An 18868-nucleotide genomic window follows, 5' to 3' on the forward strand; every position below is an offset into this window, starting at 1 on the left:
CTAGTTGAGATTAAGCCTACTGAGTTTACGGTATAAAGTTCTTTCACTAATGTTCATTTCCGCTGCAATAAGTTTTCGGTTTCCATGATATTTCTCGATTAAACCGGCGATAAAGTTGGTTTCGTATTGTTCTAAAACGCTAAGTTGGCGAGAAGAGCGATTCGGAATCACCATTTGCTCGGAAAACCCGATATCCGCTTTTACGGAATCTATCAGCGGTCGCATAAAGTGAATGTCGGTATCTTCGATCTTGCCGTTTCGGCTTAAACCGCTAGCCAACTGCAAACAATTTCTCAACTCCCGAATGTTGCCCGGCCAATTGTGGTGAAGCAATTTGACCAACCCGTTTTTGCTCATCGATATCGGCGCCCCGCGCATTTGCGCAAACTGCTGTAAAAAATGCTCGGTTAATGCCGGAATATCTTGTTTGCGTTCGCGAAGCGGCGGAATCTCGATGGGAAATACAGATAGCCGGTAAAACAAATCTTCTCTAAATTGCCCTTTTTTCACCATTTCGACAAGGTTTCTGTGCGTCGCGCAGACCACTCTGACCGCAGCCTTTAAAGTTACCGTGCCGCCGACCCGACGAAATTGACCACTTTCCATCGCCCGCAATAATTTAGCCTGTTGTGACAACGGCAACTCCCCGATTTCGTCCAGGAATAATGTGCCATTATCCGCCAATTCGAACAGCCCTTTTTTACTAGTCGCCGCTCCGGTAAACGCACCTTTTTCATGGCCGAACAATTCGCTTTCGAACAAGTCCTCGCCGAACACGGTGCAATCGGCAATGACAAATTCGTTATCCGCATTGGGCGAAAACCGGTGCACGAACTCAGCAGCAAGTTCTTTGCCAGTTCCGGTCTCGCCCATTAATAATACCGGTGCATGTAGGCCAGCCGCCTGTTGCAGTTTATTTTTAAACGCCACAAAAACATCGCTACCGCCCACCATGCCGCTCTGACGCGCGGTAGCACCGGGTTTGTGTAAAAGGCTTTGACACTCGGCTAAAAACAATCGCCCGTCGGCATCCAACAGGGGATAGCCTCTTACGTTCAACAGCTTATGCTCGCTTTCGCACTCGGTATCATTAAAAATCCCGGCATAAGGCTCAAGCGTTTGAAACAAACGTTGATGCCGGCAATTCCCTTGCCGTTCGCAGCAAGGTCTACCGATTATTTCCCGACGGTCGGTCGCAAACACCGTCTCCCAAGCACGATTGGCTGCAACAACAACTAAATCGGCCCCGATTACGACCAATGGCTGCTCGTGGGTTTCGAGCAAGGCTTCCAACTTAAAAACACTTTGCGACATAGTCCTGCTATTTGATTATCTCGTCGAGACCGCCCGATTTCACCTGACATCTTTCCGATTTATTCGCCTTACCTGTCAGCACAACCTGACAGATATGACAGCCGAGCCTTGCATTTTAGCGATCACGCGCCAATTTCCAAGGTAAATTGCGTTGGCATGGATATTGATTCACTTTAGTTAACTTAAAGTTCCGTCTGCGAGCCTGTCTATGAACCTGAAGCTACTACTTGTCTTATCGACGCTAACCGCTTGTTACCTGACTACCGCTCAGGCGTCTCAGATCGCTATAGATGGCAACCTAGCCGACTGGGGCCTGCATAAAAACGGGAACGCGGATGACTGGACTCCGGATTCAAGTTTAAATCTGGTTTTAGGCGAGACCTATAACGTCGAAGACCAACATACGGCTTATTTAAACCCCGGTTTCGGCGGCCAAGCTTACGATGCCGAAGCAATGTACGTGCATGTCGCTGACGGCAATCTATATCTGGCTTTAATCACCGGCTTATCCCCTAACACGCCTAACGACCCTCTACACAACAGTTTCGGCCCCGGCGATTTCGCTATCGATTTCGGACAAGACGGGAGTTACGAATTCGGCATTCAAACCACCGGACCTAACCAAGGCCACGTATACAGTAATAATGTAGCGTGGGACTACGGACTATGGGATGCCGATGGAAACTACGCACCGAACAACCCGGACACTCAACATCCGACCTCGATTAAATCCGGAACCGACATCGCAATAGGCCAATTGGTCTATAACGGCATCGGATTTAAAAACATGGGGCAATATTACAAAGACACCCATTATGTCATCGAAGCGGCCATTCCTTTACTCGCGTTCGCCGGCTTCTCGGGTAAATTCGACGTTCACTGGACAATGAATTGCGCCAACGATGCAATTTGGGCAGATCCTATCTTGCCGTCACAAATTTCCGAACCCGCCACACTCGCGCTGTTGATTTTCGGTTTAACAGGTCTAACCTACAAACGAATGCAGCATGCGCTCGTTTCGATTTAGTCACACCCGCTGGGCTAGGCGGCAAAGTAACCGATCCGTTCTTTGCCGCCCTTTTTTATTTTTAGAACCGCCTCAACACTAATAACGGCGATTGTCTTACTACCTGACGCAATCCCCAATATGCGGCAATTGTCACCATGCCCGCAGCGCCGACGGGTAGCAAAATAAATGGCATAACGTCAACTTTGAACGGTAAATGCATTACCCCGGCATAAAGCGCATACAATACGGCCTGAGCCAACATCACGGCAAGCAAGCCGGCAATCCAGCCTATGATTCCAAACTCTATGGCATGCGCCAAGTGCAACCAGCCACGTCCAGCACCTAAGGCGCGCATTAGCGCTGCCTCATGCATCCGAACGTCCAGCGTGCCGTATACCGCTGCAAAAAGCACGGTAAATCCGGCAAGCAAGGCAAAATAAAGCACTAAATCGATCGCTTTGCTCAACTGCCGCAAAATATCGGCTATTTGCGCAACAATTTGATCCACTTCCAAAATCGTAAGTGAAGGAAAACGTTTGACGATTGTATGCAGCACGGCTTTTGCTTCCGGGGATAAGTAAAAGCTGGTCAAATAGGTGCTAGGAAATCCATCCAAACTGCCGGGCGAGAAAATCATATAGAAATTAGGTTTCATGGTATCCCACCGTAAACTGCGAATGTTTGCCACCCGGCCATGCACTTGCTCGCTCCCAACCGTAAATCGCAACTCGTCCCCCACTCGAATGGCCAGGCTTTGCGCCAACTTTTCTTCTACGGAAACCCAGCCGGGCTCCGCCTCAACTGGCCAAGCCTGCCCTCGAACGAGGGTATTGTCGTCCGGTAGCCGCTCCGTCCACGTTAAGCTCAACTCTCGGTGGGTGGCGGCTTCCCCTCGGCTATCTTTGCTGACGCGTTTCTGAACGGCTTCGCCATTTATTGCCACCAGTCTGCCGCGTATTACAGGATACATTCGGCTCGCTTCTATACCTGCTGCATTAAGCTCGGCCTGCAAGGCATCGCGCTGTTCCGGGATAATATTCAATACGAAATGATTCGGCGCCTTTTCCGGCAATTGTTGCCGCCATTGCTCCAACACATCGTTGCGGACGCTAAAGCTAAGACTCATAGCCGCAAGCGTAATCGAAAAAGCCAAAATTTGGCCGATGCTGCCCCGCCCTTTCCGTACCACTCCCAACAAGCCGAATCGCCCTGCCAGACTCAGGCGCGGCGCCAGCAGTCGCAACGCTCTTAACAACATCGCAACCACTAGAGCAAGCACCAGCAGAGCCAAAGCGCCACCTCCTAACACTGCTACGATCAATTGAGTATCCCCGGTATAGCGCCAAACTAAGCCGGCGACCAGTGCCAGCGCCGTGCCGTACACCAGCCAGGCCCGCACGGGCAATGGCGCCAGATCCCGCCGGAATACCCTTAGCGGCGAAACTTCACGTAACCGCAACAAGGGCGGACTCGCAAAACCTAACAACACCGCCATACCTATCGCAAAGCCATAGCCTACGCCGCTAATTCCGGGCTCGGCCAACTGTTTGGGTAATAGTGGACGTAGAAAATGCAATAACCCTTGTTGACCAATCCAGCCTATAGCGCAACCCAAACCGCTGGCAATGACCCCTAACACACAAAATTGCACGACGTACAACCGGAATATCGTAGACTGGTCGGCACCCAAGCAGCGTAATAACGCCACGCCGTTGAAGTGTCGTTCGCTATAACGTGCGGCAGCCATGGCTATTGCCACGCCGGCAATCACCACCACGGCAACACCGGCTAAGCCCAGATAGCGTTCCGCCCTATCCAATGCCGAGCCTAATTGCGGCCGGTCTTCGTGTATATCCAAAATTCGCTGCGACGGCTGCAATTGCGGCTGCAACCAGTTTTTAAATTGGCTTAACCGGCCAGCCTCGCCGGCGAATTGATAGTAATAGTGCACGTGGCTGCCCGGCTGAATCACACCAGTGGCTGCTAAATCGACCTGATTCATCATCACTCGCGGCGAAAAACTGTAAAAATCTCCGGCTTTATCGGGCTCGTAACGCAATATTTTCGCGATTCGCAATGGCTTTTCGCCCACGGTCAGCCAATCGCCAATCGCCAGATTCAGCGCCGGCAATATTCTGGGCTCTACCCACACTTCACCGATCGAAGGGCCGGATGTGGAAACGTCATCCTGCCCGCTATCGCTATCGGCCGTTTTCAGCACGCCCCGTAACGGATACTGATCGCTGACCGCTTTTACCGCGGCAAGCAACATCTCCTGATTTTCCAACAATACGCTGCTAAAATCGATGGTTTGCGCTTGTCGCAGCCCTCGATTGCCGGCTTCGCCCAGCCAGGACTCCGCAACAGGACTAGAGCTGGTCAACACCAAATCCCCCGCCAAAAACTCGCCGGCTTGTAGCGTCATAGTTCGCTGCATCCTATCGGCAAACAGCGAAATCGCGGTCGAACACCCCACGGCAACCAGTAATGCCAAAGTCAACAAGGTCAATTCGCCGGCCCTAGCGTCGCGCATCAGCAGGCGAAATGCCAATTTAAGCGCCGTCATACCAGCCTCCCGGCTTCCAACTCCACCACCCGATCACATTGGTTTGCCAAGGCCCTGTCGTGGGTCACCAACACTAAAGTCGTACCTTGCAAGCTATTCAATTCGAACAATACCTCGATAATCTTTGCACCGGTCTTACTGTCCAGATTTCCGGTAGGTTCGTCGGCAAACAAAATCGCCGGCCGAGCGACAAAAGCCCTGGCTAACGCAACCCGCTGCTGTTCACCGCCCGACAACTGCCGGGGAGTATGTTTTAGCCGTTGCGCCAAGCCTACCCGCTGCAACAAAGCCTTGGCCGAGAGCTCCGCATTGGCGTCCCCACGCAGCTCTAACGGTAACATTACGTTTTCCAAGGCAGTCAAGCCGGGTAAAAGTTGAAACGATTGAAACACAAAGCCTACCCACTGATTACGCAATAGCGCCCTGCCGTCCTCGTCCATCAGGGTCATGTCTTTTCCGCACAGACTAACCGAGCCGCAGGACGGCAGATCCAAACCGGCCAACAAACTTAACAACGTGGTTTTACCCGAACCGGATTCGCCGACAATCGCGACACTTTCACCGCGATTAATGGTTAAATTCACCGCTGCCAAAATTTGCAATTCGCCTTCCGCAGTGAACACCGACTTACCCAAGCCCACGGTGGAAATAACGGGAGTCTCGTTTTCTAATCGGAGAGTATGCATGCTGTATAGCCTTGTGTTTACCTTGTTGTTGGGAATCGCCCCGGCACACGCGACGTCGGCGGTATCGATTGTCGTGGTGGGGGACAGTATCAGCGCCGGATACGGGATAGAAGCCGGTTCAGGCTGGGTCGGTTTGTTGCAACAAAAGTTCAACAGCCAAGCCAAGGCTTATGTTATCAACAACGAGAGCATCAGCGGCGATACTACGGCCGGCGGCTTGGCTAGAATCGACGCGGTACTGGCCCGGCACAAGCCACAATACGTTTTATTGGAATTAGGCGCAAACGACGGACTGCGCGGACTTTCTCCCAAAGAAATGAAGCGAAATTTGGAAGAAATGATTCGCCGCTGTTGGGCCGGCGGGGCCGAAGTATTACTATTGGGCATGAAGATTCCGCCGAACTACGGCAAACGCTATATCGACATGTTTTACCAAATTTATCCGCAACTTTCCGCCGAAATGGAAGTGCCTTTGGTACCCTTCATTCTGGAAGATATCGCGTTAAACCCGGCAATGATGCAAGCGGACGGCCTGCATCCGAACGCATTGGGACAACCTGCGATTGCGGAAAAAGTATGGCGTTATTTAGAACCCTTGTTGCGCACCGCAAAGCCGTAAACTCGCTTAATAATCAAATAGTAACAAGAAAAAGCGGCAGCTTGACACGAAATGTCGGGCGGCTATGCCGGTCTCGTTTTAAAATTCGGGGATTTTATTCACCTATCGAACTTAAGCACCTTAATAGAAATCACAACAAACACTGCTGCAAGCACACGCTATGACGTTCGCTTTAAAATTTTGGTAACGTCGATACCGCGTAGGCGCAACAGGCTTAAACTTTTCGATGTGTTTGTTTGGCTCGCTTGATGACGCATGGAGGCACGCACAACCTAGCGGGACATATTCACGCCTCCTCTGACAAACACACCGCTACGAATTTGAAGTGCGACAATGCACGCTCATCACTCCACACCACAGCGCTCATCCTGAAGCGCACGGAGGCAGTATGAAATCCTTGTTATGGTTGCAAACCGGCTCGTGCGGTGGCGACACCATGTCCGTCTTGTGCGCCGACAGCCCGTCTTTAGAAGAATTGATCGACCATTTCGGCATAAGGATTCTTTGGCAGCCCTCTCTTTCCACAGAATCCGCTGCCAGCTTGGAACGTACCATAGACGCAATATTGGCCGATCAGCTCGCGCTCGATATTTTTTGCGTCGAAGGCAGCATTATCTGCGGCCCCAACGGCTCAGGCATGTTCGACCCTTACCGCGGACGAGCCAAAATGGACTGGATACGGCGTTTGGCCGAAAAGGCCGGCGTATTGGTCGCCATCGGTACTTGCGCGGCATTCGGCGGGGTACACTCGGCGCCGCCTAACCCAACCGATTGCCTGGGTTTGCAATTCGATAAAACCACAGGCGGCGGCTTATTGGCGGATAGCTGGCGCTCGCGCCTGGGGCTGCCGGTCGTCAATCTGGCCGGTTGCCCGACTCACCCTAACACCATGACCAAAACGCTGGCCATGCTGGCTACCGGGATACCGTTGGAACTCGATCACCTGAATCGGCCCAAGCTGTTTTTTAATACCACGGTCCATCAGGGCTGTACCCGGAACGAATATCACGAGTACGACGTGGAAGACACCTCGTTCGGCGGCAACGCCTGCATGTTTTTCAACCTAGGCTGCCAAGGCCCCATGACCATGGCGGTGTGCAATAGCGAACTGTGGAACGGCCGCAACAGCAAAACCCGGGCCGGCGTTCCGTGCTTCGGTTGCACCTCTCCGGATTTTCCGCTGGACAGAGACTTATTCCTTACGGAAAAAATCGGGCCGATTCCGGTAAACTTGCCGTTAGGCGTGGAACGGGCCAATTACATGGCTTATAAAAGCTTGGCTCACGATGCCGCTCCGGAGCGAGTGCTTAACAAAAAAATGGATACCTAATCATGAGCAGTAGAGTCGTGCGTATCGAACTGAATCGGGTCGAAGGCGACTTGGACTTCGAATTGACCTTGCAAGACCGCGTGGTCGTCGACGCCCGCTGTATAGGCTCGCTGTATCGAGGTTTCGAACAAATCATGATAGGCCGCAAACCGATGGATGCATTGGTGATCACCCCGCGAATTTGCGGCATCTGCGGCACAGCCCAACTCAACGCCGCGGTATTGGCCCTGGAACAGCTGGCGAATCTCCAGGTGCCGGCCACCGCCTTGCACATTCGCAATTTGTGCCTGATGGCGGAAACCGTGCAAAGCGATTTACGCCAATCGTTTTTATTTTTTACTGCGGATTTTTGCCATTCCAAATACGCCGGCCGCCCCTGGTACGAAACGGCCGTGTCGGCGTTTCTACCATTTAAAGGTTGGGCGCATAAAGGCGCTTTGGAATATTCCCGGCAAATGGTCGAAATCGTAGCGCTATTCGGCGGCCAATGGCCGCATTCCTCGTATATGCTGCCGGGCGGCGTCACCAGCCCGGCCAGCCCTCGCCATGTCCTCAATAGTTTATCCATACTCAACAAAGCCATACAGTGGTTCGAAACCCGTATCATCGCCACCGAGCTGGATCAATGGTTAGCCATACAAACCAATAGTGAGTTTTTCAATTGGCTGGACGGCAAGCCCGGCCACTCCGACAGCGCCATCGGCCTTTTTACCCGCATCGGCCGTGACATCGGCCTGCAACGTTTGGGCTTCGGCACGCCGCACATGCTCAGCTACGGCGCTTACGACCATCCTGAACAAGGCGACAAACCGTCCGCGTTACGCGACCGGCGCTATCGGGCCGGCTTTTTAAACGGCGACAGCGGCCAAATTCTACCTTTCGACCAAACCAAGGTTAGCGAACACGTGCGTTTTAGCTGGTTTCAACCATATTCCGGCGGACGCCATCCGTTTCAAGGCCAAACCATCCCGGATTATCAACCGCATACCGACCGTTACACCTGGTGCAAAGCACCGCGCTATCAGGACAACGTCGTACAAACCGGTCCGCTGGCCGATGCCTTGATAGACGGCGACCCTTTGATTACTTCGTTTTATCAATCGGAAAAAGGCAGCGCCTGGCTCAGACAATTCGCGCGCTTGCGGCGCACCGCCAAGTTGCTGGCCGATATGCGGGAAATTTTGGGCGAACTCGGCAAACGCTCCGGCAGCCCGCATATCATTCCGCCGCACAGTTCCGAATTTCCCGACGGGGAAGGCTACGGCTTGGTAACTGCCGCCCGAGGCGGGCTGGGGCACTGGCTACAAGTGACGGACGGACTGATCAGCCGCTATCAAGTGGTAACGCCCACCGCCTGGAACGCTTCGCCCAAAGACAGCGAAGGCCGCCACGGCCACTGGGAAAGCAGCCTGTTGGGCCTTGAAATCGATAACCCGGACGACCCGGTCGAAGTCGGCCATATTATCCGCTCGCACGACCCCTGTTTGGTTTGCACGGTCCACATGCTGGACAGCGATACCCGGATTAGCATCCGGCCGTGAAACATGCACTGCCACATCATTTGTTTCGGCAACGGTTTTCATGGCGACGACGCCGTCGGCATCCGGATTTATCAAGCGCTGATCCAATTGGCCTGGCCTGCCGGCGTGCAAATTTTCGAGGCCGGTATCACCGGCTTGAATGCCTTGCGCTTATTCGAGGCCTGTAACCGGGCGCTCATAGTTGACGCCTATCACAACCCCGAAACGCCCGGCGCGGTGGAACTATTCGATTTGGCCCGCCTATCCAGGCTGTCGCCGGTCAATTACGGCCACGCAGCAGGGATCGATTTCTTAATCCAAGCGTTGCTGGCGTCGGATAAGCCACTCCCGGAAATCCGCATGGTCGGCGTCGGCATAGCCGGCGTTTCGCCCTTTACCTCTCAATTAACTCGTTCGGTAGAACTCGCCATACCGAAAGCGGTACACCTTATCCGTCAAGTAGTAGCACCGTGAATTTCAAAACCTCCACAACGTTTGACATCGCGTTCGAAACCCAAGACTTTTTGGAGCATTGCGCGCCGCCGCGTTGGCAAGCGCGCTTGGCGCACCCCAGCTTGAGCCGCTCCCTCGAGATGCTGATTTTCCCTTGGAACGAAAGCTTCGTGGCGATTCCGTCTCGCTGCCCGCACGAAGGTTTCGATCTCGCCTCTTGCCCGTTAACTGCCGACGACGTACTGGTGTGCCCTCAGCACGGGGCGCGCATTCCATTGACATCCGGCTGCAGGGTGATCCGACGCCTCAACGTGTTTTACACCTCGCTGGCCAGCCTCAGAGATGCCGGAATCTTGAGCAACGACGGCGGCACGGCGACACCGTCCGAGCTACAAGACGAACTCGATAAACTCCGCCAATCCCATCTGCAACAAGAAAAACAAATCCACATCATCACCGCCAGCATGAACGCCATGCTGAAGGACTTGGAACAGCAAAAAGCCGAATTAAAGAGCAAAGTCAACCAGCAACACGCGTTAAATCGCTTCGTCGCCCGCATCATGGACAGCATGGACGACTTGTTGTTCGTCATCGATACCCAGGGCTTGATTACCCGCATCAACCGCGCCGTGGAGCTTGAACTGGGCTACAGCGAAACCGAACTATTGCACAGCCCGATAGACCGGCTATTGCCCGACAACGAACTGCGGCGTTTGGACGCACTACTGCCCGAATTACCTTGGCCGGTTAAGTCCGTGATGTTGGAAGCCGCCCGGCTGCACGGCAACTACAGCGCCGAACACACCCTCATCGGCGCCTCCACGCCACATTCCAACGGCATTTATTTTCTCAAAAGCAGTTTGCTGCATTCGGAACAAGGCAAATTGGAAGGTGCCGTGCTCACGGCCTTGAACATCACCGAATTGAAACATCGGGAGATGCAATTGCGTTTGAATGCCAAAGTTTTCGAAAACAGCAGCGAAGCCATTTTCATCACCGACCCGAACGCCATCATCCTGGAAGTCAACGCCGCATTCTGCCACATCACCGGTTATTCGCGCGAAGAGGCCTTGGGCCAACATACCCGCTTGTTGAAATCCAATATGCACGACCGCTCGTTTTACGCCAACTTATGGGGATCGTTATTAAGCCGCGGCTATTGGAAAGGCGAAATTTGGGATAGGCGCAAAAACGGCGAAAACTTTCCGATGCTGCTCAGCATCAACGCGGTTACCGACGACGAAGGCCGGGTTACCCATTTCGTCTCGGTATCGACCGACATCAGCCAGCAAAAACAAACCGAACAGGAATTGAAAAGCCTGGCCTATTACGACGTGCTGACCGGCCTGCCGAACCGTTTTTTGTTCAAGGAGCGCTTCGAACACGAAATTCTGAGCGCCCAACGCAACAACAGCCGGCTGGCGTTGTTTTTTATCGATCTCGACCACTTTAAGAATATCAACGATACCCTAGGCCACTGGGCGGGAGACGCCTTGTTGCAAATCGTCTCCAACCGGCTGCAGAACTGCCTGCGCAAATCCGATACGGTCTCGCGCCTGGGGGGCGACGAATTCACGGTGATTTTACCCGGCTTGAACGATACCCAAGACGTCAGCGACCTGGCCCGCAAGCTGGTAGAGCTGATGACCAAACCCATACCGATCCAGGAATATCAGGTCTACATCGGCGTCAGTATCGGCATTTCCATTTTCCCGGACGACGGCCAGGATTACGATACCTTGACCAAACACGCCGATACCGCCATGTATGTTTCCAAGGAGCGCGGCCGCGGCACCTTCCGCTATTTCGAAGCCGGCATGACCGAAGCGGCGCATCAGCGCCTGATATTGGAAAACGCCCTGAGACACGGCTTGGAAAAACAGGAATTCGAACTGTATTATCAGCCCAAAGCGGACTGCTCATCCGGCCGCCTGACCGGAGCGGAAGCGCTTATCCGCTGGAAACGGCCCGGCATAGGCATGGTGCCGCCCGATCAATTCATCCCCATGGCGGAAGAAACCGGTTTGATCCTGGCGCTGGGCGATTGGATTTTGCGTACCGGATTTTTACAAGCCAAACAATGGGTAGCGCAATTTCCGGACTTTCGTTTGGCGTTGAACCTGTCCGCCAAGCAACTGCTGGCCGAAGACTTTATAGAGCTGCTGCAACGCATGTCTAAGGAAACCGGCGTCACCCCCGGCAACATAGAGCTGGAAGTGACCGAGAGCACGATCATGAAGGATATCGAACGGGCGACCCAGCAATTGCGCCAAATTCGCGAATTGGGCTTTTATGTCGCCATGGACGACTTCGGTACCGGCTATTCGTCGCTGGCCTATTTGCAAAAACTACCGATCCAAGTCTTGAAAATCGACCGCTCTTTTGTCCAAGCCTATCACGACGACCCCGGCTCGCAACAAGCCGCGTTCATTAACACCATCGTCTCTATGGGCCACATCTTGAATCTTAAAGTGGTCGCGGAAGGGGTGGAAACCGAAGCGCAACTAAACTTGCTCAGAAGCTATCAATGCCACGAGATACAAGGCTATCTGCTATCCCCGCCGCTTCCCGGCCACACATTCGAAACCGAGTGGTTAGCCAAGCAGGTAGACGGCTGACGCCATTCCAAGACTTGCCGGCCACCGCATCCGGCGTGCCGCGTTTCCCGGCCTATCCCAAAATTCGCAAGCGGCCCGCGGCCTATCAAAAAGGGAAAAAGCCAAAAGCGCAAAGGGTTACAGCGTCCTGGCGAGCCGAAAACCGGTGAAGTAGCTCGCAGCAACGGGCCGGCCCCTGTCGCGGATGGCGGAACGCAGGTCCGACGGATAGCTGCCCCACGAGCCGCCGCGCAGCGCCCGCCTCTCGCAGCCCCCCGAGCTTGGTTGCCACGCACTGCCGCCGCCCGGCGCCCCGTCGTAATTCTGGTGATAACAGTCCTGCACCCATTCCCATACGTTGCCGGCGGTGTCGTACAAGCCCCAAGGGTTAGGCTTGCGCTGCCCTACCGGCTGCGTCTTATTCTTGCCATCCGCCGGGTCTTTAGAGTTCTCCAAGAACCAAGCATAGTGCGCAGGGTCCTCCTCAGCGTCCCAGAAATATTTTCCGGTCGTGCCGGCGCGGGCCGCATACTCCCACTCCGCTTCGGTTGGCAGCCGATAATGTTTGCCGGTTTTTTTCGACAGCCAAGCCGCATAATCCGTGGCCTCTTGCCAGCTAACGTTAATGACGGGCCGCTTGCCCCGTCCCCAACCTTCATCGTCGGGGAGCCGGTCCAGTTCGGTGGCGGCAAATTGGTCGTATTCGTCGAAGGTGACTTCATATATGCCGATCTCGAACGCCGCAATCGTCACCGGATGCGGCGGTCGTTCGTCAGAATCTCCGGTTTGACTGCCCATCATGAAACGACCGGCCGACACCTTCGTCATCGCCGGTTCCTTGATGGTGCGCCGTTTCGGATCGTCCGGATTATCCAGCGCTACGATTTCGCGAACCTGCGTTTTATATTCATCCAATGCCGCATTCAGGCGAACGTCTTGATTTTCGATCTTCGTCATTTGCAAGGCAAGCGCCACTGCAACCGCTAAAATAATAGGCAAGGCCGTCAAAATCCCTTTCAAACGTGTTTTGGCTTTGCGGGCCTTGAATACCGTCGAGGCCAGACTGTCGTGACTCAATTCGTAGGCGTAGTCGTCCAAGCGCTCTTCACGGCGCAGCACTTTACTTTCCACTAATTGTTTCAGCACCGCGTCTTTTAAATTGAACTGATGCTTGATTTGGTTACGGCTCAAACTTTCGCGGCGGCCTTCGCTATTCAACAAGCCGGTTTCGCATAAGCGTTTGGCTTTGCGGCGGGTGTGCCAACTATCAAGCCGGCCGATAGCGCTGCGATAAAACTGGTTGACCACCTTATCCATACCGGCTTCGCCGCCCAGGTAAGTCTGTAAATCCACCTCCAGACTTTCGTTGGATTCGGCTTGGCGGGCAACGACTTGCAATTCGACATGCCGGCAGAGCAGTTGCAATTCAAAAGGCTCGATGTTGCCGCGTTTGTCTTGCATATGCGCCAGCAGCGCATCGACCATTGTGGTTTGAAAGCTGAACGGTTTGGAGCGGAAGCGGCCTGGCACAACCAAAGCGGCCGGTTCGACGATAGCTTTGCGCGCCCGCGCCAAATCCAACGGGGTCAGCCGAAAAACTTCCGAAAGGATACCGGGAATTTGGGTCGCCAATTCCTGCAAGGCACCCAGCGAGTCTTCGCGCAAACTGATCAAAACCCGCACCTCGGGCGGGCGCAAACTGTAATCCGGTTTGTGGCCTTCGCGCAGCCGATTGCGCAGGCTTTCCGGCATTTGTCCGCTGAGCAGATCGCCGAGTTGTTCAGCCAGGATTTGCCGATGGTTTTGGTTTTGTTTTAAGGTGAATATTTCCTCGAATTGGTCGAGAATCAGCACAGGATTAAGGAAAAGCTGGCCCTTGGAGAAAATTGCGCTGTTAACAGGCTGTTGATTTTATCTCCCCTGTAACCCGCATTGGCTGGTTGAGTCAGATGTGTTGGTAAATCATAAAGTATTGTTCTAAATGATAAAATAGTTCTATCTCCAATATATTGCACTGTCCCCATGCGCGGCGCCGACATTACTCAAGAAGACCTGTTCAGTTACCGAACCCTGGAAAGCCGGATTCCCAAAAAGCATCCGCTACGCAAGCTGCGTCAAGTGGTCGACTTGTTGCTCGCCACGCTAAACGACGAGTTCGACGCGCTCTACGCTCGTCGCGGTCGAGATTCCATTCCGCCGGAACGCTTGTTGCGCGCCAGTTTGTTGCAAGTGCTATTTTCCATCCGTTCGGAACGGCAACTGGTGGAGCATATCGACTTCAACCTCTTGTACCGCTGGTTTGTCGGCTTGACGATAGATGACGAGGTGTGGGATCACTCGACCTTCAGCGCCAACCGCGACCGTTTGCTCAACGAACGGATCAGTCGTTTGTTTTTCGAACGGGTACTGGCCTTGGCGGAGTGGAAACAGCTGATCTCTGACGAGCATTTCTCGGTGGACGGCACGCTGATTCAAGCCTGGGCCTCGCACAAGAGTTTCGTCAAGAAAGACGGCTCGACCCCGCCGCCGGAAGATGGCGGCCGCAATCCCACGGTCAACTTCAAGGGCGAGAAACGCAGTAACGAAACCCACGCCTCGACCACCGATCCCGATGCTCGGCTGTACAAAAAGAGCGAGGGCGACAAATCGCAGCTGGCTTTCCTCGGTCATGCCTTGATGGAGAACCGTAATGGCTTGGTCGTCGACGTCGAAGTCACCCAGGCCACCGGCACCGCAGAACGCGAGGCGGCCCATGCCATGGTCAAACGCACGATCCACAAACCGGGCGCGACCTTGGCCGCCGACAAAAATTACGATACGCAGGATTTTGTCGCCAAGTTACGCCAGCGCAAAGTCACGCCGCATGTCGCCAGCAAAGACAAAGGCTCCGCCATTGACGGTCGCACAACCCGGCACGACGGTTACCGTAAAAGTCTCAAAATCCGTAAGCGGATCGAAGAAGTCTTCGGTTGGGCCAAGACAGTCGGCCCGCTACGCCAAACCAAGTTCCGGGGGTTAAAGAAGGTCGCCGCGCAAACGATTTTTACCTTTGCCGCCTATAACCTGACGCGCATGGGTACCATTTTCGGCTGGCGATACAGTACCGCCTAGGCGGTGGTGCGCCTGAAATCCGCCAAAAGGCGGAATTTAACGCCCTTCGGGGCGAATATAACCGGCTAAAACCGGTTTTTGAGGTGTGATCGGGCTTCCAGAAGCCCAACAAAACCAAAAAATGGTTTTGAAGCCGAAGGCATATAGGCAAATTTCAACACCCTGTTAAAAAACTCCCAATAGCTGTCGCCCTGGCCTTCGCTGTAGGCGATTTGCTGGGCCTTGCAAGTCTCGGCCACCGCGCTGCGCAGTGCTTCCAACGGCGGTTTTCCGTCTATAAAGCGCAGCCGGATCGGTAAGTAATTCAGTTCGCGCAGTTTGGGAAACAAGCCGGCTTGCAATAGCGAGGTTTTACCCAGCCCGGATTTGGCGTACATCACCAACAGTTTGCCGGACAGCAGCCGGTTCAATACTTCCGCTATTTCCTCGTCGCGGCCGAAAAACACCAGGCTGTCAGTTTCGTCATCCCTAAACGAGTACGGGCCTGGGTAGCGATAGCTTTTCGAGTGCTCCAGGCGCTGGTTATCCTGCATGAGCCCACTCTTTTCTAGCCAAGCGTTCGCGCTGATCGTCCTGAATATTTTGCACCAGCCGGTCTAGGTCTTGATCTTGACGAAGATCGAGGTAATCCAGGTGCTTTAAGGCATCCAGCTTGGCTTGACCATTGCCGGCCAGATATGCCGGCACAATGAAAAGATATTCGTCCCAAACGGATTTTTGCCGTTCCAACGCGGTTTTGATTTCGGTGACAAAATAGCTTTCACAGCGGGCAAGCATGGCCGGCGTTTGTAGCACCAAAAAATAATGGACGGCGCGAGATTCAATCAAATGTTTGATTTTATTATCCCAATTGTCGCCACCGCGCAAATTGTCGCGGTCGCGCCAAGTGTTCAAGCCTTTACCGCGCAGTTTTTGGCCCAGCAAGCCTACAGCCTCGCTATCTTCCGAGCAGTGGCATAAAAATACCACCGGCGCGTCCGCGGGTAGCTCGGGTTCCGGTGTCGGCGCCTGTTCCGCGACATGTTGCCGATAGCGGCGATTCAGTTCAGCGGCAAAACCGTTCCAGTCGCAATTTTTGAACTCAATGGCATGTTTATCGCCATAAAACCAGGCAACGCTGGGGTAAACAGGTTCGTCGAAAAAGCGGGTATTCTCCAAGGCCACCGACCACGGCCGAGCGCTTTGCTGCTTGGCGCGGAACACGTGCAGCAACACCCGCAAATACCACTGCTGAAAACCAAAACCGATGAATAGAAAAGAGGTGTTGGAGTCGGCCAGTATGTGGCCGAGTGCGGGCGGTAACTTGGGATTCCCGCAAATAATGTTGGCAAGAAAGTCGAGCAAATCGGTTTCGGCCAAAACCAGCGAGCGACTATCCGCTATCGCGCCATACAAATGATAAATCAATGGCTTATCAACCTGCGCATTCCCTGGTAAACCTTGATTACCACCTTTGAAATGATAAAAGGCGCTCAGCGGCTGCTTACCGACGGCCCTGAACGCATTCTCCATCGCCGCATCGGCCGTTGTGGATATGCAGTACTTGAAGGGCAGATTCGCTAACGATAAATGTAGAGCCGTAGTTTCGGTGCGATGGGCTTTATAGAAATCTTCCACCTCCACCTGCAGGTCAAAAGAACCGCTAATTCCACCCTGTTTGGCTAAATAATTTTGGGCAACATTCGGTAAATCGTCCTGATTACAAATAGACGCCTGATCGCTGATTTGACAGGCCAATTGCCGCGCCAGCAAAGTCGAAAGCGGCGGTTGCGAGTTATCGGCTCCGGACGGAATATCCGAGCCCAACATCAACACGCATTCTCTTTGCTCGAAAATTTTCAGCAGCTTTCGCCAATCTTTTTCGCTAAAGGCCATTTCCGCATCAGGAGGGCTGAAAGTACTTATTTTCCGCGCGGCGCGGCGGCTTGGTCATCAATCCCCGTCCACAAACTCCGCATCGTTATCGTCGTCCTGCATAGGCGTTGCACTGATCCGGCCGGCGAAGGCTTTCTCGCGGATGGCTTTTTCCAGTTCGACGGCTTTTTCTTGGTTGTCGCGTAGAAATTGTTTGGCGTTTTCTTTGCCTTGGCCGATCTTCTCGTTGCCGTAGCTGTACCAGGAGCCGGATTTTTGCACCAGGCCGAATTCGACGCCCAAGTCCACCAGTTCGCCGTAAAACGACACACCTTCGCCGTACAGGATTTCGAAATCGGCCTGCTTGAACGGCGGGGCAACTTTGTTTTTGACGACTTTAACCCGGGTTTCGTTGCCGATGACTTCGTCGCCTTTTTTGATCGCGCCGATGCGGCGGATGTCCAGGCGTACCGAAGCGTAGAATTTCAGGGCGTTGCCGCCGGTGGTGGTTTCCGGGTTGCCGAACATCACGCCGATTTTCATCCTGAGCTGGTTGATGAAGATCACCAGGGTGTTGGAGCGTTTGATGTTGGCGGTGAGTTTACGCAAGGCTTGCGACATCAAGCGGGCTTGCAGGCCCATGTGCGAGTCGCCCATGTCGCCTTCGATTTCAGCTTTCGGGGTCAAGGCCGCTACCGAATCCACTACCACGATGTCGACCGCGCCGGAGCGCACCAGCATGTCGGTAATTTCTAACGCCTGTTCGCCGGTGTCCGGTTGCGACACTAACAAATCGTCGATGTTGACGCCGATTTTTTGCGCGTAGACGGGGTCCAGCGCGTGCTCGGCGTCTACGAACGCGGCGGTGCCGCCGAGTTTTTGCACCTGGGCGATGGTTTGCAGGGTCAGCGTGGTTTTACCCGACGATTCCGGGCCGTAGATTTCGATGATGCGGCCGCGCGGCAAGCCGCCCACGCCCAAGGCGATATCGACCGACAGCGAACCGGTGGAAACGACTTCAATGTCGCGAGACGCCGCGACGTCGCCCATGCGCATCACCGAACCTTTGCCGAATTGTTTTTCGATTTGCATCAGCGCTGCGCCGAGCGCTTTTTTCTTGTTCTCGTCCATCAGGATTTCCCGCTAGTTATCGCAAAATTCAAAGCCGGCATTATCACATAGATGATAGCCGGCAACACAGCTCGCCCGGTACCGGCCGCCGCTGTTCCCGTCAGTCGCTTTGTACGATTTCCAGACAGCGCTGCAAGGTGTAGCGCACGATGAATGCGCACATCAGCACCGGATACACTAGGTAATGTTCGGGTATCCATAGGCTGGCCAGCAGCGCCGGCGCCAATAGAAGCGTGTTGAAGCGCGCCAGCCGAGTCTGCACGTAAATCAACGAATCGCGCGAGGCTTGATCGAAATAGCGGCTTTTGCTTATCACCGCAAACCATAGCCAGCCGCTCAGCACGGCAAAAAACGGCGGGAAGGCGAAAAACATCGGCGCGTCCGGGCTGAACAACGGCTTCCAGCAACCGTACCAAGCCCATAGCAGACAAGCCGCAAAACCGTCGTGCCAAGCGGCGCCGGACAGTTTTTTCGCAAGGCCTGCCAGATAACAAGCGATAGCCAGGGCAAGCGCCGCCTGCCAAACCGCTGCTTCAAGCAAATACGGCAGATAGAAACTGTCGGTCAGCAACAAAAAGGTTAACACCAGACAGCTAAGAATGAAGGTCGGCACGGAGTTTCGAATCGGCTGGTTAACGAAAAGGGATGAGTTTGATTATGCCACATATGGCCGGCAAG

The 18868-nt window shown here is 54.0% G+C and carries 15 protein-coding genes; 7 read left to right on the forward strand and 8 right to left on the reverse strand.

Annotated elements, in window-relative coordinates; all coding sequences use genetic code 11:
- Nucleotides 1-1314, reverse strand: coding sequence for a sigma-54 interaction domain-containing protein (locus tag F1E05_RS16395; protein ID WP_150050345.1), 1314 nt, complete (start codon nucleotides 1312-1314; stop codon nucleotides 1-3).
- A gap of 208 nt (nucleotides 1315-1522) precedes the next feature.
- Between F1E05_RS16395 and F1E05_RS16400 the strand changes: the two genes are divergently transcribed.
- Nucleotides 1523-2341 carry a hypothetical protein gene (locus tag F1E05_RS16400; protein ID WP_150050347.1) on the forward strand — a complete coding sequence of 273 codons (819 nt, stop codon included), beginning with the start codon at nucleotides 1523-1525 and terminating at the stop codon, nucleotides 2339-2341.
- 61 nt (nucleotides 2342-2402) lie between these two features.
- On the opposite strand, the gene F1E05_RS16405 is transcribed toward F1E05_RS16400, so the two are convergent.
- Both F1E05_RS16405 and F1E05_RS16410 read right to left on the reverse strand, forming a co-directional pair.
- Complete coding sequence (locus F1E05_RS16405; protein WP_150050349.1) at nucleotides 2403-4889, reverse strand: ABC transporter permease; 2487 nt, start codon at nucleotides 4887-4889, stop codon at nucleotides 2403-2405.
- A complete protein-coding gene (locus F1E05_RS16410) occupies nucleotides 4886-5575 on the reverse strand; it encodes an ABC transporter ATP-binding protein (protein WP_150050351.1) in 690 nt (229 codons plus the stop codon). Before F1E05_RS16410 ends, F1E05_RS16405 begins: the two co-directional genes overlap by 4 nt.
- On the opposite strand from F1E05_RS16410, the gene F1E05_RS16415 reads away from it, so the two are divergent.
- From F1E05_RS16415 to F1E05_RS16435, 5 genes are all read left to right on the forward strand, one after another.
- Nucleotides 5574-6194, forward strand: a complete 621-nt coding sequence (locus F1E05_RS16415) for an arylesterase (RefSeq protein WP_150050354.1) — start codon at nucleotides 5574-5576, stop codon at nucleotides 6192-6194. The genes F1E05_RS16410 and F1E05_RS16415 overlap by 2 nt on opposite strands.
- Before the next feature lie 388 nt (nucleotides 6195-6582).
- Nucleotides 6583-7524 carry an NADH-quinone oxidoreductase subunit B family protein gene (locus F1E05_RS16420; protein WP_150050356.1) on the forward strand — a complete coding sequence of 314 codons (942 nt, stop codon included), beginning with the start codon at nucleotides 6583-6585 and terminating at the stop codon, nucleotides 7522-7524.
- A 2-nt stretch (nucleotides 7525-7526) separates the two neighbouring features.
- A complete protein-coding gene (locus F1E05_RS16425) occupies nucleotides 7527-9065 on the forward strand; it encodes a nickel-dependent hydrogenase large subunit (RefSeq protein ID WP_150050358.1) in 1539 nt (512 codons plus the stop codon).
- A 3-nt stretch (nucleotides 9066-9068) separates the two neighbouring features.
- On the forward strand, nucleotides 9069-9518 hold the full coding sequence (locus tag F1E05_RS16430) for a hydrogenase maturation protease (RefSeq protein ID WP_150050360.1): 450 nt from the start codon (nucleotides 9069-9071) through the stop codon (nucleotides 9516-9518).
- Nucleotides 9515-12115, forward strand: a complete 2601-nt coding sequence (locus tag F1E05_RS16435) for an EAL domain-containing protein (RefSeq protein WP_232056684.1) — start codon at nucleotides 9515-9517, stop codon at nucleotides 12113-12115. The genes F1E05_RS16430 and F1E05_RS16435 overlap by 4 nt, the downstream gene beginning before the upstream one ends.
- Before the next feature lie 117 nt (nucleotides 12116-12232).
- Here F1E05_RS16435 and F1E05_RS16440 read toward each other — a convergent pair whose 3' ends face one another.
- Nucleotides 12233-13948: a formylglycine-generating enzyme family protein gene (locus tag F1E05_RS16440; protein ID WP_150050362.1), complete on the reverse strand. Its 1716-nt coding sequence runs from the start codon at nucleotides 13946-13948 to the stop codon at nucleotides 12233-12235.
- 168 nt (nucleotides 13949-14116) lie between these two features.
- On the opposite strand from F1E05_RS16440, the gene F1E05_RS16445 reads away from it, so the two are divergent.
- Nucleotides 14117-15205: an IS5 family transposase gene (locus F1E05_RS16445; RefSeq protein WP_150046223.1), complete on the forward strand. Its 1089-nt coding sequence runs from the start codon at nucleotides 14117-14119 to the stop codon at nucleotides 15203-15205.
- A 65-nt stretch (nucleotides 15206-15270) separates the two neighbouring features.
- On the opposite strand, the gene F1E05_RS16450 is transcribed toward F1E05_RS16445, so the two are convergent.
- The 4 genes from F1E05_RS16450 to F1E05_RS16465 form a co-directional block, all read right to left on the reverse strand.
- Nucleotides 15271-15738: an nSTAND1 domain-containing NTPase gene (locus F1E05_RS16450; RefSeq protein ID WP_150050364.1), complete on the reverse strand. Its 468-nt coding sequence runs from the start codon at nucleotides 15736-15738 to the stop codon at nucleotides 15271-15273.
- Nucleotides 15728-17080, reverse strand: coding sequence for a toll/interleukin-1 receptor domain-containing protein (locus tag F1E05_RS16455; protein WP_150050366.1), 1353 nt, complete (start codon nucleotides 17078-17080; stop codon nucleotides 15728-15730). The genes F1E05_RS16450 and F1E05_RS16455 overlap by 11 nt, the downstream gene beginning before the upstream one ends.
- A 57-nt stretch (nucleotides 17081-17137) precedes the next feature.
- Nucleotides 17138-18190 carry a recombinase RecA gene (recA, locus tag F1E05_RS16460; protein ID WP_150050368.1) on the reverse strand — a complete coding sequence of 351 codons (1053 nt, stop codon included), beginning with the start codon at nucleotides 18188-18190 and terminating at the stop codon, nucleotides 17138-17140.
- A gap of 100 nt (nucleotides 18191-18290) precedes the next feature.
- Nucleotides 18291-18803 (reverse strand): hypothetical protein, encoded by a 513-nt coding sequence (locus tag F1E05_RS16465; RefSeq protein ID WP_150050370.1) that lies wholly within the window; start codon nucleotides 18801-18803, stop codon nucleotides 18291-18293.
- Nucleotides 18804-18868: the final 65 nt, after the last annotated feature.

The organism is Methylomonas rhizoryzae (genome assembly GCF_008632455.1).
GTDB classification, from domain to species: Bacteria; Pseudomonadota; Gammaproteobacteria; order Methylococcales; family Methylomonadaceae; genus Methylomonas; species Methylomonas rhizoryzae.